Raw genomic sequence first — 21193 nt, forward strand, 5'->3', positions numbered from 1 at the left:
GTCAGCGCACCCGCACCGCACCGGGCTGGATCTCCACGGTGAAGCCGGTGGTCTCCCCGAAGTCCTCGCCGTCGATCTCCAGCACCCGCGGCTGCGACAGCGAGACCGAGAGGCGCTTCGCCCTCGCGTGCGTCGTCGTGTCGGCGCTCTGCGCGGGCTCCTCCTTCTTGCCCAGGAACCTGCGGATGCCGTTGTCCCACACGTAGGACCGCAGCGTGTCGAGCCACTCGCCCATGCCCTCGGCGCTCAAGAGGAGGAGGTCGAGCTCCCCGTCGGTGGGGTCCGCGTCGGGCAGGAGCGTGACGCCGCCCTGGAGCGTCCCGATGTTGCCGACCATGAACGTGTGCCCGGAGGCCCGCTCGGACTCGCCGCCGTCGACCGCGATGTCGAACTCGACCACCGCGCTCGCGTCGAGGGCGCGGCCGAGCGACTCCACATAGGCCAGCCAGCCGACCTTGCTCTTGAGGTCCTCGTCGGTCTCGGCGATCATGTGCGCGTCGATCCCGAACCCGGCCATGACGACGAAGGCCTGGCGCAGGTGCTCGCCGTCGACGTCGGCCTCGATCCAGGCGAGGTCGACCGCGCGCGACTCGCCGCCGAAGGCCCGGGCGAGCGCGCCGGCGGTGTCGTTGACGGCGATGCCGAGATTGCGCGCGAGGAGGTTGCCGGTGCCCTGCGGGACGATCACGAGTTCGGCCGCGGTGTCGTCGCGGGCGAGCCGCTCGGCGACGGCGCGGACGGTCCCGTCGCCGCCGACCGCGACGACGACGTCGGCGCCGGCGGCGAGCGCCTCGTCGGCGGCGCCGACACCCGGGTCCTCGACGCTGGTCTCATGCCAGGTGAGCCCTGCGGCGGCGGCCTCCTCGGGCAGGGCCTGCTCCAGGTCCTCCCGCGAGGCCTTCGAAGGGTTCCATACGATTGCGATCCGGCTCTCGGCCACCAGGTTCTCCTTTTCGCGCACGAACGCGCAATGTCCCTCGGGGACCGTGAGCGTACCGCCCGGGACCCTTCCCTGGCGCGAAGGCGCCCCCGGCGGCGGGGCCGCCGGGGGCTGTGAGGAGTCGATGATGCCCGGTCCGGCATCGTCGGAGGGTCGGTTACAGGTCGACCACCCTGCCTCCCAACGTCACCGTCAGGACGCCGCCGGAGCCGAAGCTCCAGCCGAGGCCGCCGCCGTAGTTCGAGCATCGGGACCCGTTCGAGCCGGAGTCCCACTGGTTCGAGCTGTCGGTGTTGCCCACGATGCGGTCGTTCGAGCCGCTGTCGCAGGAGGTGTTGCCGCGGAAGACGGAGCTGCCCGCGTCGAAGTTGAAGTTGCGCTCGCCGTTGCCGATGCTCAGGTTGTTCGAGATCGTCATCGAGCCGGGGTTCGAGTTGTAGGTGAACCCGTGCTTGCCGTTCTCGAACGCGATCGACCGCACGACGGTGTGGTCGACGGCGATGTCCTCGCCGCCGAGCTTGAAGCCGTTGCGGTCGCCGTTGCCGGCCTGGCCGCCGTTGGAGAGCGTGCCGTTGTCGTAGGCCAGCGAGTCCTCGATGGTCACTTCACCGATGGGACCGGTGTCGTCCTTCGTGTACAGGTCCCAGCCGTCATCGATGTTGTTGTGCGCCACGCAGAACCGGAAGACGTTGCCGTCGCCCGAGGTGAGCTTTGCGGCGAAGCCGTCCGCGTCCTCGCCGTCGGAGTCGACGTTGTCGTGCGACTCCGAGCTCAGGACGAGGTTGTTCGCCGGCCACTCGCTGCTGGGCGCCCCCGCGGTGTAGCGCGCGATCTGGAGTCCCGTGTCGGCGTTGTGGCGCGTGACGACCCGCTCGATGACGTTGTTGCTGCCGCCGAGCAGGATGCCGTTGTCGCCCGCGTGCTCGACGACGATGCCCCGCAGGTGCCACCAGTCGCCGCCGATGGCGATGCCCCGGTTGGCGGTGTCCTCGGCCTGGGCCGAGAAGTTCAGCACGGGGGTCTCGCCCGAGTAGGCGAACAGCTCGGTGCGGTTGCCCGACGTGCCGTCGTTGCCCGGCGCGATGGCGATGGTCGAGGACAGGTTGTAGGTCCCGCCCCGCAGGTAGATCGTTCCGCCCGGCTCGATCCGCGTGATCGCCGAGGCGAGCGTGGTCGGGTCGGACTGGGTGCCGGAGGCCCCGGCGCTGCCGCCCGGTGCCGCGTAGAGCGTGCCCGCACTGGGGCCGGGGTCAGTGGGGTCCGGGTCGGTGGGATCGGGGTCGGTGGGGTCGGGGTCGCTCGGACCCGAGCCCGCGTAGGTCTCGAACTCGGTGATCCTCGGCGTGCCGCTGGCAGTGAGGATCACGAAGTTGATCTTCGTCAGCGAAGTGGAGGCGAAGTTGATGACGCCCGCGCCGGTGCCCGAGGCCAGGACGGCCCCGGTGTTGTTGTTGACCAGCTGCCAGGAGTCGATGTTGCCTTCGGTCCCGGCCGCTTCGCGGATGACCGCGGAGGACACGGTCGTGGCGCTGGACCACTTGACCGACACGCGTCCGGTGGTGCCGCTGGGCGACCAGTAGGTGCTCGCGTTCCCGTCGATGACGTTGCCGTAGCTGGTGCCGCTGGCCTTGCTGGTGCCGTCGGCGCCCGCCCCGAGGCTGAGGTTCGTGCCGCTGGGCTCCTCGGGGTCGGTGGTCGGCTCCTCGGGGTCGGTCGTGGGGTCGGTGGGGTTCTCCGAGGGCGTCTCCGCCGAGCAGTTCCCGTCCGAGACCTTCAGGCCCTTGTTGGCGCCCGCGGTCTCCGCCACGATGGACGGCACGCAGCCGGCCTGGTCGAGCGGGTACGAGTACGGGATGCTGATCGTGGTGGTGGAGGGCATGCTCGGACCCGCGGGGTAGTTCTCACTGCCCTCGCTCGACCAGGTCACGTTGTCGAGAACGTTCCCGCTGGTCTGCCAGGTCCCGCGCTCGTTGGTGTAGAAGGTGCCCAGCACGTCCTTCGAGTCCTCGAAGTAGTTGTTGTCCACCTTGGCCTTGCCCCCGGCGCGGGAGTTGATGCCCGACTCCACGATCCCCACATAGTGGTTGTTGTAGACGTGGGCCGTCCCGCCGCGCAGCAGCGGCACCCGGGAGTTCAGGTTCTGGTACAGGTTGTGGTGGTACGTGATGAAGCTGTTCGAGGTGTCGGACTCGCTGGAGCCGACGAGGCCGCCGCGCTCGGAGTTGCGCATGATGCTGTACGACAGGGTCACGTACTGGGTGTTGTTCTTCATGTCGAAGAGCCCGTCGTAGCCCTCCGCCTCACCGCCCGAAGCCTCCAGTGTGAGGTGGTCGGCCCACACGTTGCGGACGCCGTCCTCCATGCCGATCGCGTCGCCGCCGTTGGACGTGGGCGAGCCCGACTTCTTCACGTTCTTGACCGTGAAGTTCTGCAGGATGATATTGCTGGAATCGCGGATGTGGATGCCGATCTGGTCGAACACGGCGTTGCCCGTGCCGATGATCGAGACGTTGCTGATGCCCTTGAGCTCGATGACGTCGTCGGCGGTGTCGCAGCTGTCGCCGTCGACGGCGCTGGTGTTGCCGTGGTTGATGGTGCCGGACACCTGGATGATGATCGGGGTGTCGCTGGAGGCCCGGTTGCACAGGGCCGCGTGGATGGCGGTGCCGGTGCTGGCCTGGACGACCTGGCCGCCCGCGCCGCCGTCGGTGCCGCCGTTCTGGGTCGCGTAACCGGTGGCGCCGTTGGTCTGCGCGGACGCCGTGGTCATCGACAGCGCGACGCCGGCGACGACCACGGCCGCGGTGGCCAGCGCCGTCCCGACGCGTAGTACGAGTTTTCGTCTCATCGTTGAAACCTCTCGTGAGGGAGATATCGAGGTATTTCAATGAATCTAAGGCAAGGGCTTTCAGAGAGTCAAGGGAAATCTGCAACCGATTGCCTCAAAGTCGGGATTTCTCGTCCGCAGACTCCGGCGAACGCCGTGACGCAGTGCTCCCGGATCGGATGCCCGATCGCGGCCAGCGGTTGCTGCCGGGCCCTGAAGCGCCAGCTGAACCGGCCGGCCCGGGCCGCGCTCCTCAGGTCCGGAACGTCCGGCGGTAGGCGCCGGGGGCCACGCCCACGGTCTGCCCGAACTGGGCGCGGAAGTTCGAGACGCTCGGGAAGCCGGTCTGCGCGGCGATCCGCTCCACCGTGTGGTCGGTGGTCTCCAGCAGCTCCTGCGCGTGGCGGATGCGCACGCCGCCGAGCCACTGGATCGGGCTCTGCCCCGTCTCGGCGGCGAAGCGCCTGGTGAGCGTCCGGGCGCTGAGCCCGGCCGCCGCGGCGATGTCGGCGAGCGTGAGGCCGCGGTGCGCGTGCTCCTCGATCCACTGGAGGACGCGTTCGAGCGTCGCGGTCTGGTAGGTCGGCCGGTTGCGAAGGATGTACTGTCCCTGGCCTCCCGTGCGCTGCAAGGGGGTCACCGCGAGACGCGCGGAGTCGGCCGCCACGGCCACCCCGTAGTCGCGCTGCACGATGTGGAGGCACAGGTCCAGCCCGGCCGCGGCGCCCGCCGAGGTGAGGACGTCGCCGTTGTCGGTGTAGAGCACGTCCGGGTCGACGCGGGCGCCCGGGAACCTGCGGGCCAGCTCCTCGGTGCCCAGCCAGTGCGTGGTGGCGTCCCGGTCCTCCAGCAGGCCCGCCTCGCCCAGGCTGAACGCGCCCACGCAGATCGAGGCGACGCGGGAGCCGCGCGCCGCCGCGCCGCGCAGCGCCTCGAGCACCGCCGGCGAGGTCGGGCGGAGCGGGTCGTTGCGGCCCGGCACCACGATCAGGTCGGCCCGCTCGCACGCCTCCAGTCCGTCGTCGGCGGCGATGCGCAGCGGCCCGGCCGACACGACCGGGGCCTCGCCCGCCACGACGACCCGGTAGCCCGGCCGCCCGTCGGGCAGCCGGACGCGCCCGAACACCTCGACCGGCGTGGCCAGATCGAAGGGCAGCGAATCCTGGAGCGACAGCACCGCGACGGTATGCATGCGCCGATGCTAGCCCGTCCGACTGCGCTTCCGCCTCCACCGGGAGCCGTCCGGCCGCCGACGCGGCACTGGCCGGATACAGGAGGAAGTTGGCGAGGCAGCCACTGTCGATTCCGCGGACACCGGGCGAACATGGGGGCACCTCCACAGGGAAGGAACACCATGACCGAGACCCGCGCCCCATCCGAACGCCACGACCGCGGCCGCACCGCCGAAGGGACCGGCCGGTGACCGCGTTCCTGCTGTCCGTCCACGTCCTCGCCGCGATCCTGACCATCGGCCCGGTCGCCATCGCCGCCAGCATGTTCCCGCCCGCGTGGCGGGCCGCCGGCCAGGACCCGTCGCACCCGCGCAAGGCCGCCGTCGTCGCCGTGCTGCACCGCATCTCGCGGGTCTACGCGACGATCGGCGTCCTCGTGCCCGTGTTCGGCGTCGCCACCGCCGCGAGCCTCGGCGTCCTGACCGACGCATGGCTGATCGCCTCGATGATCCTCACCGCCGGGGCGGCCGCGATCCTCATCGCCCTCATCCTCCCGGCCCAGACCCGGGCCCTCGCGGCGCTCGACGACGAGCCCGCCGACGGCGTTTCGACCCGGATCGGCGGGCGCCTCGCGATGCACACCGGCGTCTTCAACCTGCTCTGGGCGATCGTCGTCGTCCTGATGATCTACCGACCCGGCTCGACGACGGGAGTCTGACCATGCAACCGCGCCGCGTGCTCCATCTCATCGGCACCGTCGAACTGGCGACGCTCGTCCTGATGCTCCTGAACCTGGCCACGGTCCACCACCCCGCGATCACCGGCGTCCTCGGCCCGGTCCACGGCCTCGTCTACACCGGCACCGTCATCGCCGCCGCGCTGCTGATGAACGGCAGGCACCGGATCTGGCTCCTGGCCCTGATTCCCGGTGTCGGCGGCCTGCTGGCCGCCCGCAGCACCCCGGCGCCCCAGGAGGCGCCCTGATGCCGCGGGCGAGGATCAGATCGTGTTCATGTACTGCTCGAAGGTCCCGTTGGCGGACTGGATGAGGCCCAGGACCTCTTCGAGGCGCTCGCGCGCCTGCTGGTACTGGCCGATCGCCTCGCCCGGAAGCGCGCTCGACGTCTCCTGAGTGGCCTCCATGCCGGAGGCCACCGCGGTCTCCAACTGCGACATCGACGCGCCGATCGCGCCGGACGCCTCGTTCGCCTGTTCGATCGCTGCCTGGAGCTGCGCCTTGATCTCTGCGGTACTGGCCATGAGCCGTGGTCCTTCACTGTTTCGAGGGTCGTTGCGCCACATGGTGGACACGGTCAACGGTAGCCGTGCGGCGGGAGCACGCCGCTGCGGGACACACGGGACGGCCTCAGGCGCCGGACGCCGCGGCGGCGATCACCAGCGCGGCGACCGGGGCGTACGCCGGATGCGGGTGCCACTCGCCGCCGCCCGCGCGGCCCGCCTCCCGGTCGGTGATCATCCGGAACAGCAGGGCCCGCAGGAGCATCTGCGGCCAGTCCGACCGCTCCGCACCCGCCAGGAGCGAGCCGCCGGCGCCGTGCCAGCAGAGCGCGTCGACCACCGCCACCGCCGCGGCCCAGCCCGCGGGCCGCCAGTAGGGCGCCCAGTCGATGACGGCCGGCGGCAGTCCCGGTGCGTAGAGGACGTTGCCCAAGAGGTCGCCGTGCACCGCCTGCGCGGCGGCCCCGACGGGCCTGCGGGCCCGCATCAGCGGCTCCAGGGTCGGGTGCTCCTCGACCGCCTCCAGGTCCCATGAGACGCGGTCGGCCCGGCTCCACCAGTCGTCGCGGTCGTCCAGGAACGCCGGCCTCGCCACCCCGGCGAGCGCCTCGTGGAACGCCGCGCCCGCGTCGAGGGCGTCGTCCCAGCGCTTCGGGTCGGTCCGGCCCTCCGCGTGGCGCCAGGCCTCCCAGCCCCCGTGCAGCCAGTCGCCCGAGGCGGCGCGGACCGGGCGCGCGACCCGGAACCGGCCCGTGTCGGCGACGGCCTCGAGAACCGAAGCGCGCCAGCGGGACTCGACCGGGAGGTCCGCCGGTTTGAGCACGATCGGCCCGGCGCGCCAGGTCCGGCCCCGACCCCCGTCGAGCAGACGCGGCGAACGGCCCGCGCCGAACGCGGCGAGGACGTCTTGAGGCGGCTGCTGCACCGGCCGACCGTAACCGCGGCCTCCCCGCGGCGTCAATCGCAATCTCCCGCGTCCTCGGACCTGATCGGTCAGGAATCGAGAAGCCCCTGCTCCTGCCCGCGCCATACGGTTGCCGACATGGACATCACGATTCAATCGAGCTTCCTCCCGCAGGACGACCCCGACGCCGCGCTGGCGTTCTACCGCGACATCCTCGGCTTCGAGGTCCGGGGCGACGTCGGCTACGACGGGATGCGCTGGATCACCGTCGGACCCGTCGGCCAGCCCGGCACCTCCATCGTGCTGCATCCGCCCGCCGCCGACCCCGGCGTCACCGCGGACGAGAAGCGCACCATCGCCGAGATGATGGCCAAGGGCACCTACGCCGGCGTCAACCTCGCCACCGCCGACCTCGCCGCCGTCTTCGAACAGGCCGTCGCCCGCGGCGCCGAAGTCGTCCAAGAGCCCACCGACCAGCCCTGGGGCGTGCGAGACTGCGCCTTCCGCGACCCCGCGGGGAACATGATCCGCGTCAACGAACTGCACTGAACCGCACGCATCAACCTGAAAGGACCGTCCAATGGCCTCCATCGCCTCCGTCCTCATCGAAACGCCCGACACCGCCGCCGCCGAGCGGTTCTACGCCGACGCCTTCGGGCTCGACTCCGAGCTCGGCGTCCGCGCCTCCGATGCGCCGACCAGCGGCTTCCGCGGCTTCACCCTCTCGCTCGTCGTCGCCCAGCCGAGCATCGTCGACAGCCTCTACGGCACCGCCCTCGACGGCGGGGCCACCGCGGTCAAGCCCGCCTCCAAGAGCCTGTGGGGCTACGGCGGCACGCTCCGCGACCCGTTCGGCGTGGTCTGGCAGATCGCGACCTCGAACAAGAAGAACTCCGGCCCCGAGACCCGGGACGTCGACAGCGTGGTGTTCCTGCTCGGCGCCGCGGACATCCTCGCCACCAGGAAGTTCTACGAGGGCCGCGGCTTCGAGGTCGAGAAGGCCTACGGCCGCAAGTACATCGAGTTCAAGAACCCCGGCAGCGGCGTCACGCTGGCGCTCTACAACCGCAAGGGCCTCGCCAAGGTCGCCGGGGTCGACCCCGAGGGCTCGGGCTCGCACCGGATCGTCCTGCGCGGAGCGGGCGACTTCACCGACCCGGACGGGTTCGCCTGGGAGTCCTAGGACCGAGCGGCGGGGGACTCACGGACCACTGGCGTCACTTCTTCCATCCCTTTATCGAAGCATTTGACTTTGTGAGTGCTCGGTGCCACGATGTTCTCCATTAGATATCGATCGATGTCGATTGGAGATCGTCATGCGCCGTCGCACGCTCCTCACCGCGGCCGGAGTCGGCGGCCTGGGGGCCGCCGCCGTTCCGGCCGCCGCCCAGGCCGACTACTCGACCACCGTCAACCCCGCGACCGACTGGGGCGCCTGGGAGGGCTGGGGCACCTCCCTGTGCTGGTGGGGCAAGGCCTTCGGCAACCGCAACGACCTGGCCGACATCATGTTCACCCGCAACACCGTCGCCCTCGGCGGCACCTCGCTTCCGGGCCTGGGCATGAACATCGTGCGGTACAACGCCGGGGCGTGCTCGTGGAACTCGATCGGCGGCGAGTCGATGGCCGTCTCCCCGAACATGATGCCCTCGCGCCAGATGGAGGGCTACTGGCTCGACTGGAACTCCAGCGACCCCGCCTCCTCCAGCTGGAACTGGAACGTCGACAGCGCCCAGCGCAACCTCATGTGGAAGGCCCGCGACCGCGGCGCCAACCTCTTCGAGCTGTTCTCGAACTCGCCGATGTGGTGGATGTGCGCCAACCACAACCCCGCCGGCGGCGCCGACGGCAACGCCGACAACCTCCAGTCCTGGAACCGCCAGCAGCACGCGGTCTACATGGCCACGGTCGCGAAGTACGCGCACGACAACTGGGGCGTCGACTTCGACTACGTCGACCCCTTCAACGAGCCGATCGCGAACTGGTGGACGGCCGCCGGCACCCAGGAGGGCTGCCACTTCAACGTCGCCACCCAGTCGATCGTCATCGACCACCTCCGCACCGAGCTCAACGCGCGCGGCCTGAGCTCGATGCCCATCACCGCCTCCGACGAGTCCCTGTACGACCAGGCCGTCAGCACCTGGAACGGCCTGACCTCCTCGGCGAAGAGCAAGGTCGCCAAGGTCAACGTCCACGGCTACCAGTACGAGGGCGGCCGGCGCGACTCGGTCTACAGCGCCGTCCGCGCCGCCGGGAAGACCCTGTGGAACTCCGAGTACGGCGAGAGCGACGGCTCCGGCCTGCGCCTGGCCCGCAACCTCAACCTCGACTTCCGCTGGCTCCACCCCACGGCCTGGTGCTACTGGCAGGTCCTCGACGGCGGCGGCTGGGGCCTGATCCAGGCCGACAACGAGACCGGCACGCTCGGCGCGGTCAACCCCAAGTACTACGTCTACGCGCAGTACGCCCGCCACATCCGCCCCGGCATGAGGATCATCGACGGCGGCGAGGGCAACACCATCGCCGCCTACGACGCCGCCGCCCGCAAGCTCGTGCTCGTCACGACCAACTACGGCACGGCGCAGACCATCACGTACGACCTGGCGGCGTTCGGCACCGTCCCGAACCAGACCGCCACGCGCTGGTCCACGCAGACGAACGGCTCGGAGCTCTACCGCAGCCACAGCGACACCGCGGTCTCGGGCAAGCGCTTCTCCAGGGCCTTCCCGGCCAACACGGTGCAGACCTTCGAGATCAACAACGTGGTGCGGTGACCGCATGACACGGTGGGGCCCGGGGCGCCCTTGCGGACACCGGGGCGGCCCCGGGCCCCACCGCCCGGAGCCGTCCCGGCCCCGCGCCGATCACGCCACCAGGTCGTCGATCGCGGCGTCGGCCCGCGCGAACAGCTCCCGGTAGTGCCGGTCGCGCCCGGCCCCCGCCAGCCCCTTCGCCTCGCTGTCGTACAGGACCGCCGTGCGCGTGTCCATCACGCCGCAGTACTCCGAGACGCCCCGGCGCAGCGTGCCGTCCAGGAGGCTCCTGACGAGATCCGCGTTCGGATCGTCCTCGGGCAGCCCTGCCAGCGCCAGCCACAGCATCCGCTTGCCCCGCATGGGGGACTCGCGGCGCCCGTACGCCAGGCCGTGGTTCCAGACCCGGTCGAACCAGCCCTTCATCAACGCGGGCAGCCCGAACCACCAGACCGGGAAGACCGGGACGACGAGGTCGGCCGCGTGCACGCGCGCGATGTGGCGGTGCACCTCCTCGGTGTAGACCTTGTCCCGGTTCGAGTAGTCCGGCTCGTCGGCCCGGCTGTTGCGCGGGTCGAAGCCCTCGGCGTGGAGGTCGAGCAGGTCGACGCGGTACCCGGCGCCCTCCAGGCGCTTCGCGGCCCGCTCGGCCACGGCCGCGGTGAGCGCGTCGGAGCGGTGGTGGGACACGACGACGAGGGCGGTCGGTTCGTTCTCGGCGGGAAGGTCTCGGTTCATACGACCAGTACAGCGCCGTCGTCGTGGACGAACCATGGTCGAGAGCCGGAACTTCCTTTGCGATCGTCTACGCTCGGCGCATGGACCCGTTCAGCGACATGCTCGGCGGCATCCGCGCCGAGCGGGCCGCGGTCAACCGCGCCGCGCTCGAGCCCGCCTGGAAGATCCGCTTCGGCGACGGCGCGCCGCTGACCATGCTCACCATCGTGAGCGGCCGGGGCCGGCTCGTGCTGCACGACGGCGCCGAGTTCGAGGTCGCCGCGGGCGACACCGCGATCATCCTCGGCCCCGAGCCGTTCCACCTCGCCGACCTCGACGCCACCGCTGACAGCGTCGGCCGCACCTACCTGGTCTCCTGCTTCGACCAGGAGGCCGACCGCGAACCGAAACAGGACGCGAACGGTTCCACCACGCTCGTCGTGGGCGCCTACCGCGGCCTCAAGCCCCGCCACGAGCGGCTGCTGAAGGCGCTCCCGCCCGTGATCGTCCTCAACGAGGCCGTCGAGGACGTGGTCTGGCTCCAGGCCCTGGACGAGGCGCTGGCCCGCCGGTCCCGGCCCGGCGGCCGGGCCCTGGTCGACCGCGTCCTCGACTGGGGACTCATCTGCACCCTGAGCTGCTGGTTCGACATACAGGGCGCGAAGGCGCCCGCCTGGTACCTCGGCGCGCTCGACCCGGTGGCCGGGCCCGCGCTCGAAGCGGTCCACCGGCGCCCGGGGGAGCGGTGGACCGTGGGCGCGCTGGCCGCCGTCGCGGGCGTCTCCCGAGCCCACTTCGCCAAGCGCTTCACCGAGGTCATGGGCCAGCCGCCGCTGGCCTATCTCACCGAATGGCGGATGTGCCTGGCCGAGGACCTGCTCGCCGACCCCGACCGGGCCGTCGCCGAAGTGGCCCGAGAGGTCGGCTACGCGGACCCGTTCGCCTTCAGCACCGCCTTCAAGCGGCTCCACGGCGCGAGCCCCAGCGCCTACCGGTCCAAGATCCCCTAGTCGCCCAGGGCCGCTTCGCGTTCGGTGCGCCAGTTCCGCAAGTAGGGCTTGGCGGCGTCGGCCGCGTGGGCCGTTCGGACCGCCTTCGCCGCGGCGGCGAACGCATTGAGCTCCGGCTCGTCCAACCGCCACCCGTAGGGGTAGAGGAAGTGCTTGTGGAAGTGGTCCATCCACAGCAGCACCAGGTCGTCGTGCGATTCCAGGACCATCTCGACCCTCCGGGAGCCGCGCTCGTGGCTCTCGATCTCCCAACCGCCCTCCTCGCGGGGCGTCGCGGTGAAGTCGGGGTCGTAGTGCCAGTTCCAGCGCCCTCCCTGCTCGCGGGGAGGGAAGCGGTCGTGCGCCGCCAGCACGGCGGCGAGCGCCGCCGGGGTCCACGGCGCGGGGAAGTACGTCGACAGGGCCGCGTCGAGCTCCGTCCGGGTCAGGTCCGCGCCCTGGCCCTGCCCGGCGAGCGCTTCACCGAGGACCTTCGCCGCGAGCGACGGAGCGCCGTCGTCCACGAGGGCGACGTGCAGTTGGAGGGCGCGCGTGAAGCGCTGGTGGTGGGCCGGGGACGCGAACGGGGGCAGCGGGATCGATGCCACCGCGGGGCGGCCCCACGGGACCGAGGGATCAGGTGTGCGCATCGGCCCATCATGCCCGTCGGAGACCACCCGTCCCAGGGCGCGCAGGCGAGTAGGGTGGGACCGTCCTCAACCTGAAAGGGGTTTCACGTGAGCGTCAGCGTGCTGTTCATCGGCGGTACCGGCCGGATCTCCACCTCGTGCGTGCGGGAGGCGGTCGCCCAGGGCATGGACGTCACCGTCCTCAACCGGGGCAAGACCAGCGAGCGCGCACTGCCCCCCGGCGTGACGACGATCGCGGCCGACGTCAACGACCCCGAGTCGGTCCGCGCCGCCCTCGGCGACGCCTCCTTCGACGCGGTCGTCAACTGGGTCAACTTCACTCCCGCGCAGGTGCAGCGCGACATCGACCTGTTCTCCGGCCGGTGCGGCCAGTACCTGTTCATCAGCTCGGCCTCGGCCTACCAGACCCCGCCCACGCACCTGCCCGTCGTCGAGTCCACGCCGCTGAAGAACCCCTTCTGGCAGTACTCGCGCGACAAGATCGCCTGCGAGGAGCTGCTGACCGCCGCCTACCGCGACGACGACTTCCCGATGACGATCATCCGCCCCTCGCACACCTACGACGAGACCCTGCTGCCCTTCGACGGCGGCTGGACCGTGGTCGACCGCATGCGCAAGGGCAAGCCTGTCGTCGTGCACGGCGACGGCACCTCACTGTGGACGATCACCCACAGCCGCGACTTCGCGGTCGGCTTCACCGGCCTCCTCGGCAAGGAGGCCGCCGTCGGCGAGGCCTTCCACATCACCGGCGACGAGGCGCCCACCTGGAACCAGATCTTCGCCTACGTCGCCGACGCCGCGGGCGTCGAGGAGCTGAACCTGGTCCACGTGCCCTCCGACGCCATCGCCGCGGCCGACCCGAACTGGGGCGCCGGCCTCCTCGGCGACAAGGCGCACTCGATGGTCTTCGACAACGCCAAGGTCAAAGCCCTCGTCCCCGAGTTCGGCCGCAACACCACGCCGTACAAGCTCGGCGCGCGGGAGCTGATCGCCTGGTACGACGCCCACCCGGAGCAGCAGGTCGTCGACCCGGAGGTCGACGACCTGATGGACCGCCTCGCCGAGCGCTACGCGCCCCGGCCGCTGTAGACCTTAAGTCCCGCACCAGTTCCCAGCCGTCCGCCACGAGGGCCGAGCCGTCATGCACGACGGCTCGGCCCTCGCGGACCTTGACCTTGTCGACGTACACGCCCCGGCCCTGGTAGGCCGGGTCGGCCGTGTACCGCCAGCGCAGGAACATCGTCCCGTCGGGCACCTGCGCGCCCGCCTTGATCCACTGGCGCCCCGAGAACCCGGAGAACCGGCCGTCGGTCTCCCAGTGGTGGTCCTCGGTGCGCAGGTCCAGCGGCACCGGCGTCCACGCCTCGCCGTCCGGGCTCGCCTCCAGCGCGGCCACGTCCGTCGCCTCGGTGTCATACCAGAGCGCGAACGACGCCTCGGCGTCCAGGCTCGCCGTCGGCAGCACGGCCGTGAGCGTCGCGGTCGCGTCGTCGGCCTGCCCCGCGAACCACGCGTACTCGCCCGAGCGCGGCCGCACCGGGACCGCACGGCCCATCGGCCGGCTCGCCGCGCGCCGGTAGGCGCTCGCGGTGCCCCAGTTGCGGGTCGGGTGCACGCGGTTCGTCAAGAGCACCAGCAGCGTCCCGGCCAGCGGGTCGAGGACGATCGACGTCCCGGTGTACCCGGTGTGGCCCACCGTGACCGGCGAGCTCATCGCGTCCATGTACCAGCGCTGGCCCAACTGCCAGCCCAGGCCCCGGGCGGCGCTCTCGCCCATCCCGGCGTTCTGGTCGGTGAAGACCAGGCGCGCGGTGGACTCGGAGAGGATCTCCGCGCCCCGGTAGCGGCCGCCGTTGAGGATCATCTGCCCGAACACGGCCAGGTCCCACGCGGTCGCGAAGACGCCCGCGTGCCCGGCGACGCCGCCGAAGGCCCACGCGTTCTCGTCGTGCACCTCGCCGCGGACCATGCCGCGCCCGGTCCACGGCTGGAACTCTGTCGCGGCCGTCCGGCCGGCCTCGGACGGGTTGTACCCGGTGTCCTTGAGCCCCAGCGGTTCGCAGATGATCTCGGTGACCAGCTCGTCCAGGGGCTGCCCGGCCACGGCCTCCAGGACCTTGCCCAGGACGATGAGGTTGAGGTCGGAGTACTCGTAGCCGCTGCCGGGCGGGCGCCGCAGGGGGTAGGCGTAGATCGCCTCCATGCGCGCCTGCTCGTCGGGCTTGTCGTACAGGTTGATGAACGCGATCATCCCGGAGGTGTGGCACAGCAGGTGCCCCAGCGTGATCGGGCTCTTCTCCGGATCGGACGAGTCGAAGTCCGGCAGGTACTCCACCACGGGGCTCTTGAGGTCGATGAGGCCCTCGTCGATGAAATGGCCGGTGACGGTGGCGGTGAAGAGCTTCGAGATGGAGGCGAGGTCGTAGACGGTGTCCTTCTCGGCCTCCTCCCACTGGTCCTCGGGCAGCTCGACCGCGGTCTTGGTCGCCTCGTCCCAGCTCTCGTAGCGCAGCTTGTGGCCCCCGGCCCGGTGCTCGACGACGACGCCGTGGCGTGCGGCCAGGACGGTGTAGCCGGGGAAGGAGGGGGCCGGGTCCGACATGAACGACTCGAGCTCGGGCACGATCCGCCCGATGTGCGAGGCGGTGAGCCGGGCCTCGCCGCAGGAGCCGTAACGGAGTCTGAGGGGGTGTTCGGGGAAGGTCACGTCGTAGGGTCCGGCTGTCGGCGGGCCGGTGAGTTCGGGCATGGAGGGGCGCTCCTCGGCGTTGGCGCGGGAGGCGAACGCGAGCGCCGAACAGATCGCCCCCGCCGCGCCCCCGAGCATGGTTCGACGCTGCATCGTGTCTCCTGGTTATCGTGCCATCACTGAGCGGTGTGGCGATAGAGCAAATACGACTCTCTTTGCTCGGAAAACGCATCCAATTCCTCGGCCCACAGAGGTGCCAGATCGTCGACCTCAGCACCGTCCTCGATGGCCAGCCGCACCGCCTGGTTTCCGGTGAGCTTGTCCAGCCAGAACGACGTCACGTCCTGCGAGCGCCACCCGTACTGGGGGAACAGGCGGCGCTGCTCGATGATCATCGCCAGGCCCGTCCGGATCGGGTCGAAGTCGCGCCGGTCGGTCACCTGGAGCTCGACGCCGCCGCAGACCTTGGTCGCCCACTTCGAGAACGTCGGCGTGAAGTACGCCTCGCGGAAGCGCGCCCCCGGCAGGCCCTGGACCGCCTCGGACCACGTGTGGTCGATCTCGGGCGCCCCGAGCAGCTCGAACGGCTTGGTCGTGCCGCGCCCCTCCGAGAGCGCGGAGGCCTCGAACAGGCACGTCCCCGGGTAGGCGATCGCGGTCGCGACCGTGGGCATGTTGGGGGAGGGCGCGATCCACGGCAGACCGGTGTCCTCGAAGTACATGTCCCGCTTCCAGCCGCTCATCTTCACCACGGTCAGGTCCGCCGGCTCGGGCAGGAACTCGTGGTTGAAGAAGCGGGCCAGCTCGCCCACGGTCATGCCGTGGCGCTGCGCGATCGGCTTGAGCCCCACGAACGTCGCGTGCTCGGGATGGAGCACCGGCCCGCTCGCGGCCCTGCCGGTCCCCGGGTTGGGACGGTCGAGCACGACGAACCGCAGGCCCAGCTGCCCGGCCGCCTCCAGCGCCAGGTACATGGTCCAGATGTAGGTGTAGAACCGCGCGCCGACGTCCTGGATGTCGAACACCAGGGTCTCGACCCCGGCCTCGGCCAGGAGCTCGGCCATCCGGTCCTTGTCGTTGTACGCGTTGTAGACCGGGATGCCGGTCTTCGGGTCGAGGAAGAAGTCCTCGCCCTCGCCGGCCTGCGAGACGCCGCGGAAGCCGTGCTCGGGGCCGAACACGGCCACGATGTCGACCTTGCCGCTCTCGTGCATGAGGTCCACTTCGTGGCTCAGGTCCGGGAGCACGCCGGTCGGGTTGGAGATGACGCCGACCCTCTGGCCGGCGAGTTCGGCGAAGTCGTCGTCGGCGAGGACTTCGATGCCGGTCTTGACGCGGCGCCCGCCGGCGTGCGCGGGTACGGCCGCCGCGGTCGCGGCGAGTGCGGTGCCGGCGATGGCACTGCCGAGGAGTCTTCTGCGCTGCACGGGTGCTCCTCAGTAGCTCAGGCCGTGGCCGAAGGCGAACAGGACCGCCTCCGGGTCGTCGGCGCGCGGGATGTCGACGGGCAGCTTCCCCTGCGGCGGCCTGCCGCCGAGGATGGCGCCCACGGCGGATTCGAGCCCGTCGGCGGCGTACGAGTAGGTTGCCAGGTAGGCGCTGACGTCGTCGGTGAAATGGGCGATGTCGTAGGGGTTCCTGACGCCGAGCGCGACCACCGGGACGCCCGTGGCGGCCAGTGCCTTGACGAGCGCGGTCTGGGTCGGGTTGGCGGCGACACCGTTGGTGGCCACCACGATCAGGCCCTGTCCCTCGGTGGCGGCGACCGCGGCATTGATCTGCGCCTGGGTCGGCGCGATCCCGGTGACGAGCCTGGTCGGCGACCAGCCGCGCTGCGTGAACTGGTCGCTGAGGACGGTCAGGGTGGTCTCGCCCCAGCCGGTGACGAGCACGGAGCCGCCGTCGGTGACCAGCGGCAGGACGCCGTCGTTGACGATCAATGTCGTGCTCTTGTCGCTGATCGCCTGCGCCGCTTCGAGGTGCTCGGGGATGCCGACGATCTCGGCCACTTCGCCGGGGTCGGCGAACGGGTCCCGGAACAGGCCGAGGCGGTACTTGAGGTCGAGGATGCGGGTGACCGACTCGTCGATGCGCCGCTCGGTGAGCTCGCCTTCGGCCACGGCGGCGAGCACCGCGTTGTAGGCCAGGTCGATGTCCATCGGCATGAGGAGCACGTCGACGCCGGCCTGGAGCGCGAGCACGGGCACGCGGTCGTCGCCGTAGCCCTCGCGCACGCCCTCCATCTGGAGCGAGTCGGTGTACACGACGCCGTCGTAGCCCAGCTCCTCGCGCAGCAGTCCGGTGAGGATCGGCCCGGAGAGCGTGGCGGGGCGCAGCGACTCGTCCAGGGCCGGGAACTGGATGTGCGCGGTCATGACCGCGTCGACGCCGGCCTCGACGGCGGCGCGGAACGGCGGGGCGTCGATCTGCAGCCACTCCTCGTAGGTGTGGTCGATGCGCGGCAGTTCGGCGTGGCTGTCGTCCTCGGTGTCGCCGTGGCCGGGGAAGTGCTTCACGGTCGAGCCGAGGTCGCGGCGGGCCTGGTAGCCCTCGACCTGGGCGGTGACGAAGGCGGCGACGTGCTCGGCGTCGGACCCGAAGGACCGCACGCCGATCACGGGGTTGGCCGGGTTGACGTTGACGTCCGCGTCGGGGGCGAAGTTCTGGTTGAGGCCCATGGCGCGCAGCTCGGTCCCGGCGATGACGGCCGCCTCGCGCGCGGCCTCGGGGTCGTGGGTCGCGCCGAGGGCCATCGCGCCGGGCAGCTGGGTCGCGGGCGGGCCGATGCGGGTGACGAGGCCGTGCTCCTGGTCGGTGGCGATGAGCAGCGGCGTCCCGCACGCGTCGGTCGCGGCCTCCTGGAGCCCGTTGGAGAGCGCGGTGATCTGGTCGGGGTTCGCGACGTTGTTGGACCAGGCGAAGTAGATGATCCCGCCGAGCTGGTACTTCTCCAGGAGGGCGACGCCGTTGTCGACCCCGTGCGCGGCCTGGTTGTTCGCGACGTCAGCGGCCGCGGTGGTGTCGGCGGTCTGGCCGTACGCGTACGTGGTGAAGAGCTGGCCGACCTTCTGCTCCAGGCTCATGGCCTTGAGGCGGCGCTTGACGAACCGGCGCCGCTCTTTGTCACCGCCGTGCGCTTGCGCGGTGCCGGCGGCGGCCACCGCGGCGGCGGCGCCCAGGGCGGCGGCGAGCACGGTCCGTCGGGGATGCGTCTCCATTGACAGGGCTCCAGTCTGTGCGGGAATCGGGGGCTCGGAACATACCTCGCCGGTCCCTTTTCGACCGGGTATGACCCGATCCGCTCATCCTGGCAGAAATCTTCATGTCAAGGCAAGACTACGGAGTGCATTTTCATGTGAAGGAACGATAACGATCAGTGCAGGGCCGGTTCGTCGAAATGGAGGGTCCCCGCGTCGGCGTCCAGAGTCGCCTTGAGTCCCAAGGGGATCGTGAGCGAAAGGTCGCAATGCCCGAATCCGAACTCCTCCACGACCGGGACGCCGAGGTCCCCGAGCCGGTCCTGGAGCACCGCGCGGGTCTCCTCGTACGGGCCGCAGTCGGCCCAGGAGCCGAGCACGATCCCGGCGAGGCCGTCGAGCCATCCGGCGCGGCGCAGCTGCGTGAGGGCGCGGTCGAGCCGGTACGGCGCCTCGCCGGTGTCCTCCAGCAGCAGCAGGCCCCCGCCGAGGTCGTCGCGGTGCTCCGCGGTCCCGATCCCGGCGGCCAGCAGCGTCAGCGTCCCGCCGACGGTGACGCCGGAGGCCTTGCCGCCCACCATGGTCCGCGCGGTGGGGGAGTCGAGCTTCTGCACCCGCTCCGGCTCGAACAGCGTCTGGCGCAGGTGCTCCCGCATCGCGGCGCTGTTCGCGAACGCCGACCAGGTGGGCATGGGCCCGTGGATCTGCGCGACCCCCAGGCGCAGGCCGACCGCCTCGTGGAGCGCCGTCACGTCGCTGAAGCCCACGAGCGCTTTCGGCTCGGCCCTCCGCAGCCGTTCCCAGTCGACGAGGTCGAGCATCCGCTGGGCGCCGTAGCCGCCGCGCGCGGCGATGACGGCCGCGAACGACGGGTCGGCCCAGGCCTCGGTGAAGTCGGCGGCCCGGTCCCGGTCGGTCCCGGCGAGGAAACCCGTGGTCTCGGTCGCGTGCGGCAGCACCACCGGATCGAGCCCCCAGCCGCGCAGCACCGCGAGCCCGGCGTCGAACCGCTCTGCGGGCGAAGGGCTCGCGGGGGAGACGATCGCGACCCGGTCGCCCTCGGCGAGGCGTCGGGGCCGAACCAGCGGTGCGAGGCTCACGGGTGCAGCTCCAGTGCGAAGTCGGGGCCCTCGAAGCCGAAGACCCGGGCGTACAGGGCGTGCTCGGCGAGCACGGCGTCCACGATGGTCGAATCCCGCCGGAACCCGTGCTGCTCGCCCTCATAGGTGCGGTAGGCGTGCGGGACGCCCTTGCCCGCGATGCGCTCCAGCAGCCGCTCGGACTGCGCCGGCGGGCAGATCTCGTCCTCCAGGCCCTGGAGGAGGAGGAACGGGACCTTGATCCGGTCCGCGTGGTCCACAGGGGACCGCTCCTGTGAGCGCTCCTCCAGCACCTCGGGCGGGCCGACGAGCGAGTGCACGTACTGCGCCTCGAAGTCGTGGGTGTCGTCGCCGGTCCACCCCGACAGGGACAGGATCGGGTACTTGACCACCGCGCACGCGTAGAGGCCTTCGGCCGCAGGCGAAGTGAGCGACGCCGCCGAGGTCCACCCGCCCGCGCTGCCGCCCCGGATCGCCAGTCGCGCCGGATCGGCCGTGCCCTCCTCGGCCAGCGCCCGGGCGACGGCCGCGCAGTCCTCGACGTCGACCACGCCCCACTGCTCGCGCAGCCGCTCGCGGTACTCGCGCCCGTACCCGGTGGAGCCGCCGTAGTTGACCTCGGCGACGCCGATGCCGCGCGAGGTGAAGTAGGCCAGCTCCATGTCGAGCACGGCCCGCACGTTGCTGGTCGGGCCGCCGTGGACCCAGATCGCGTACGGCGGCAGCTCGCCTTCGGGCGCTTCGTGTCCGGGGTTGCGCGGCGGGTAGACGTGGGCGTGCACCTCGCGCCCGCCCGGACCGGTGAACGTCCGGTGCTCGGGGACCGGGTAGTAGGCCGGGTCGACCGCGTCGGCGTGCGCGGCCGCGATGACGCGCGAGGTGCCCTTCGCGGTGTCGACCTCGACCACCTCGTAGCCGCCGGCGGCGCTCGCGGCGAGCCCGAAGACCCTGTCGCCGACCGCGACCAGCCCTGCGGCCCAGTCGGTCCAAGGACCCTCGACCGGATTCAGCTCGCGGTCCCAGGCGTCGAAGACGCCGAGGCGGCTCTCGCCCCTGCCGTGGACGGTGGCGATGTCGCCGCTGGCGAGGATCTGGAACCAGCGCATGCCCAAGCCCCACATGGGGCCCGCGAACTCCTCGTCCGCGGGGTGGATCTCGCCGGTGTTGCCGTTCTCGGGGTCGACCCAGTGCAGGTTCCACCAGCCCGTGCGGTCGCCCGCGAAGACGATCGTGCCGTCACCGGCCCATTCGACCTGCGCGATCGACTCGCCCTCGCCGCCGGCGACCGTGGCGGTCTCGACCAGCCGGCCGTCCGGGGTGATCTCGGCGACGCGCAGTTCCGTCTCGTCCCAGGGCATGTGCGGGTGGTTCCAGGCGATCCACGCGGCCGACGAACCCGAGCGGCTGAGCTTCGGCCCGGTGAGGAACCGGTAGGAGTCGTCGGTCAGCTCCCGGATCTTCGACCGGTCGCCCGCGGCCGAGCCGTCGAGCGGGACGGCCGCGAGGACGCGGCGCACGTCGGTGGGCCGCTCCCCGGTGAACTCCTCCAGGACCGCCCAGACCTCGTCGAACTCCTCCACGACCACCGGCTCGCACCACCGCAGTCCGGCGCTGATCGCCGGGAGCGGCGTCAGCGGCACCGGCTCGGCGCCGCGGTTCTCGGCGGCACCGTCGGGCTCGAACCGGTAGAGCCGCTGGTCGGCGTAGTTCGTGAAGACCACCAGCGGCCCGTGCTCGCCGATGGTCCCGGCCCAGGGGTGGCCGCCGTACTCGTGGACGCGGTTGCGCACGTTCCACGGCGCGGGCAGGACCGACTCGGCCGTGCCGTCCGGGCGGCGCCGGACCAGCGCCTTGCGCCCGCCCTCGGTCGGCCTCGGCTCGGTCCACCACAGCTCGCCGCCGATCGCGCCGAGATGTGCCGGTCTGCCGTCCGAAGCGGCCACCATCGCCGTGGTGATCGGGGATTCCCAAGTGCCGTAAGGGGACTGCTGCACCATCGTGGGCTCCTCGCCTGTA

Annotated in this window: 18 protein-coding genes and 1 pseudogene; 7 read left to right on the top strand and 12 right to left on the bottom strand. The window is 71.2% G+C overall.

The annotated features are described in order from the left end of the window. Position 1: 1 nt before the first annotated feature. The 3 genes from BLQ63_RS19645 to BLQ63_RS19655 form a co-directional block, all read right to left on the bottom strand. A complete protein-coding gene (locus BLQ63_RS19645) occupies positions 2-940 on the bottom strand; it encodes a diacylglycerol/lipid kinase family protein (protein WP_091039090.1) in 939 nt (312 codons plus the stop codon). 157 nt (positions 941-1097) lie between these two features. Continuing rightward, complete coding sequence (locus BLQ63_RS19650; RefSeq protein WP_091039092.1) at positions 1098-3788, bottom strand: pectate lyase family protein; 2691 nt, start codon at positions 3786-3788, stop codon at positions 1098-1100. A 232-nt stretch (positions 3789-4020) separates the two neighbouring features. Then, the gene (locus BLQ63_RS19655; protein ID WP_091039094.1) at positions 4021-4959 is read right to left on the bottom strand and encodes a GlxA family transcriptional regulator; all 939 of its coding nucleotides are present in this window, start codon (positions 4957-4959) and stop codon (positions 4021-4023) included. Between the two features lie 227 nt (positions 4960-5186). On the opposite strand from BLQ63_RS19655, the gene BLQ63_RS19660 reads away from it, so the two are divergent. Continuing rightward, positions 5187-5657: a DUF2269 family protein gene (locus tag BLQ63_RS19660; RefSeq protein WP_091039096.1), complete on the top strand. Its 471-nt coding sequence runs from the start codon at positions 5187-5189 to the stop codon at positions 5655-5657. 2 nt (positions 5658-5659) lie between these two features. Beyond that, positions 5660-5923 (top strand): hypothetical protein, encoded by a 264-nt coding sequence (locus BLQ63_RS19665; protein WP_091039098.1) that lies wholly within the window; start codon positions 5660-5662, stop codon positions 5921-5923. A gap of 15 nt (positions 5924-5938) precedes the next feature. Here the strand turns inward: BLQ63_RS19665 and BLQ63_RS19670 are convergent, their stop codons facing one another. Both BLQ63_RS19670 and BLQ63_RS19675 read right to left on the bottom strand, forming a co-directional pair. Then, the gene (locus tag BLQ63_RS19670; protein WP_091039100.1) at positions 5939-6199 is read right to left on the bottom strand and encodes a hypothetical protein; all 261 of its coding nucleotides are present in this window, start codon (positions 6197-6199) and stop codon (positions 5939-5941) included. A 106-nt stretch (positions 6200-6305) separates the two neighbouring features. Further along, positions 6306-7103, bottom strand: a complete 798-nt coding sequence (locus BLQ63_RS19675; protein WP_091039103.1) for an aminoglycoside phosphotransferase — start codon at positions 7101-7103, stop codon at positions 6306-6308. Between the two features lie 117 nt (positions 7104-7220). Between BLQ63_RS19675 and BLQ63_RS19680 the strand changes: the two genes are divergently transcribed. The 3 genes from BLQ63_RS19680 (at position 7221) to BLQ63_RS19690 (ending at position 9856) form a co-directional block, all read left to right on the top strand. Then, a complete protein-coding gene (locus BLQ63_RS19680; protein ID WP_091039105.1) occupies positions 7221-7631 on the top strand; it encodes a VOC family protein in 411 nt (136 codons plus the stop codon). 31 nt (positions 7632-7662) lie between these two features. Next, positions 7663-8265, top strand: a complete 603-nt coding sequence (locus BLQ63_RS19685) for a VOC family protein (RefSeq protein WP_091039107.1) — start codon at positions 7663-7665, stop codon at positions 8263-8265. A gap of 133 nt (positions 8266-8398) precedes the next feature. Then, on the top strand, positions 8399-9856 hold the full coding sequence (locus BLQ63_RS19690; protein ID WP_091039226.1) for a glycoside hydrolase: 1458 nt from the start codon (positions 8399-8401) through the stop codon (positions 9854-9856). Positions 9857-9946: 90 nt separating this feature from the next. Here BLQ63_RS19690 and BLQ63_RS19695 read toward each other — a convergent pair whose 3' ends face one another. Further along, complete coding sequence (locus BLQ63_RS19695) at positions 9947-10573, bottom strand: NAD(P)H oxidoreductase (protein WP_091039109.1); 627 nt, start codon at positions 10571-10573, stop codon at positions 9947-9949. 80 nt (positions 10574-10653) lie between these two features. Between BLQ63_RS19695 and BLQ63_RS19700 the strand changes: the two genes are divergently transcribed. Next, positions 10654-11562: an AraC family transcriptional regulator gene (locus tag BLQ63_RS19700; RefSeq protein WP_091039111.1), complete on the top strand. Its 909-nt coding sequence runs from the start codon at positions 10654-10656 to the stop codon at positions 11560-11562. Here the strand turns inward: BLQ63_RS19700 and BLQ63_RS19705 are convergent. Beyond that, positions 11559-12191, bottom strand: a complete 633-nt coding sequence (locus tag BLQ63_RS19705; RefSeq protein WP_091039113.1) for a hypothetical protein — start codon at positions 12189-12191, stop codon at positions 11559-11561. The two genes, BLQ63_RS19700 and BLQ63_RS19705, sit on opposite strands and share 4 nt — an antisense overlap. 87 nt (positions 12192-12278) lie before the next feature. Between BLQ63_RS19705 and BLQ63_RS29870 the strand changes: the two genes are divergently transcribed. Further along, on the top strand, positions 12279-13280 hold the full coding sequence (locus tag BLQ63_RS29870; RefSeq protein WP_091039115.1) for an SDR family oxidoreductase: 1002 nt from the start codon (positions 12279-12281) through the stop codon (positions 13278-13280). 55 nt (positions 13281-13335) lie between these two features. Here the strand turns inward: BLQ63_RS29870 and BLQ63_RS19715 are convergent. The 5 genes and pseudogenes from BLQ63_RS19715 to BLQ63_RS19735 all read right to left on the bottom strand — a co-directional run. Then, positions 13336-15033: pseudogene (locus tag BLQ63_RS19715) on the bottom strand (serine hydrolase domain-containing protein); the annotation flags it as partial. Positions 15034-15056: 23 nt separating this feature from the next. Next, complete coding sequence (locus BLQ63_RS19720; protein WP_091039120.1) at positions 15057-16307, bottom strand: exo-beta-N-acetylmuramidase NamZ family protein; 1251 nt, start codon at positions 16305-16307, stop codon at positions 15057-15059. A gap of 9 nt (positions 16308-16316) precedes the next feature. Beyond that, entirely contained in the window at positions 16317-18098 is a 1782-nt protein-coding gene (locus BLQ63_RS19725; RefSeq protein ID WP_091039123.1) for a glycoside hydrolase family 3 protein, read from the bottom strand. Between the two features lie 155 nt (positions 18099-18253). Then, on the bottom strand, positions 18254-19177 hold the full coding sequence (locus BLQ63_RS19730) for a S66 peptidase family protein (protein WP_091039126.1): 924 nt from the start codon (positions 19175-19177) through the stop codon (positions 18254-18256). Beyond that, entirely contained in the window at positions 19174-21174 is a 2001-nt protein-coding gene (locus BLQ63_RS19735; protein ID WP_091039128.1) for a S9 family peptidase, read from the bottom strand. The genes BLQ63_RS19730 and BLQ63_RS19735 overlap by 4 nt, the downstream gene beginning before the upstream one ends. Between the last annotated feature and the right edge of the window lie 19 nt (positions 21175-21193).

It is taken from the genome of Glycomyces harbinensis, assembly GCF_900101745.1.
Classification (GTDB): Bacteria; Actinomycetota; Actinomycetes; order Mycobacteriales; family Micromonosporaceae; genus Glycomyces; species Glycomyces harbinensis.

What these genes read in the sequence shown, in the direction of transcription:
- BLQ63_RS19725 (WP_091039123.1), bottom strand. Translation starts at nt 18,098, where the DNA reads ATGGAGACGCATCCCCGACGGACCGTGCTCGCCGCCGCCCTGGGCGCC.
- BLQ63_RS19735 (WP_091039128.1), bottom strand. Translation starts at nt 21,174, where the DNA reads ATGGTGCAGCAGTCCCCTTACGGCACTTGGGAATCCCCGATCACCACG.
- BLQ63_RS19655 (WP_091039094.1), bottom strand. Translation starts at nt 4,959, where the DNA reads ATGCATACCGTCGCGGTGCTGTCGCTCCAGGATTCGCTGCCCTTCGAT.
- BLQ63_RS19650 (WP_091039092.1), bottom strand. Translation starts at nt 3,788, where the DNA reads ATGAGACGAAAACTCGTACTACGCGTCGGGACGGCGCTGGCCACCGCG.
- BLQ63_RS19665 (WP_091039098.1), top strand. Translation starts at nt 5,660, where the DNA reads ATGCAACCGCGCCGCGTGCTCCATCTCATCGGCACCGTCGAACTGGCG.
- BLQ63_RS19700 (WP_091039111.1), top strand. Translation starts at nt 10,654, where the DNA reads ATGGACCCGTTCAGCGACATGCTCGGCGGCATCCGCGCCGAGCGGGCC.
- BLQ63_RS19670 (WP_091039100.1), bottom strand. Translation starts at nt 6,199, where the DNA reads ATGGCCAGTACCGCAGAGATCAAGGCGCAGCTCCAGGCAGCGATCGAA.
- BLQ63_RS19695 (WP_091039109.1), bottom strand. Translation starts at nt 10,573, where the DNA reads ATGAACCGAGACCTTCCCGCCGAGAACGAACCGACCGCCCTCGTCGTC.
- BLQ63_RS19690 (WP_091039226.1), top strand. Translation starts at nt 8,399, where the DNA reads ATGCGCCGTCGCACGCTCCTCACCGCGGCCGGAGTCGGCGGCCTGGGG.
- BLQ63_RS19680 (WP_091039105.1), top strand. Translation starts at nt 7,221, where the DNA reads ATGGACATCACGATTCAATCGAGCTTCCTCCCGCAGGACGACCCCGAC.
- BLQ63_RS19685 (WP_091039107.1), top strand. Translation starts at nt 7,663, where the DNA reads ATGGCCTCCATCGCCTCCGTCCTCATCGAAACGCCCGACACCGCCGCC.
- BLQ63_RS19705 (WP_091039113.1), bottom strand. Translation starts at nt 12,191, where the DNA reads ATGCGCACACCTGATCCCTCGGTCCCGTGGGGCCGCCCCGCGGTGGCA.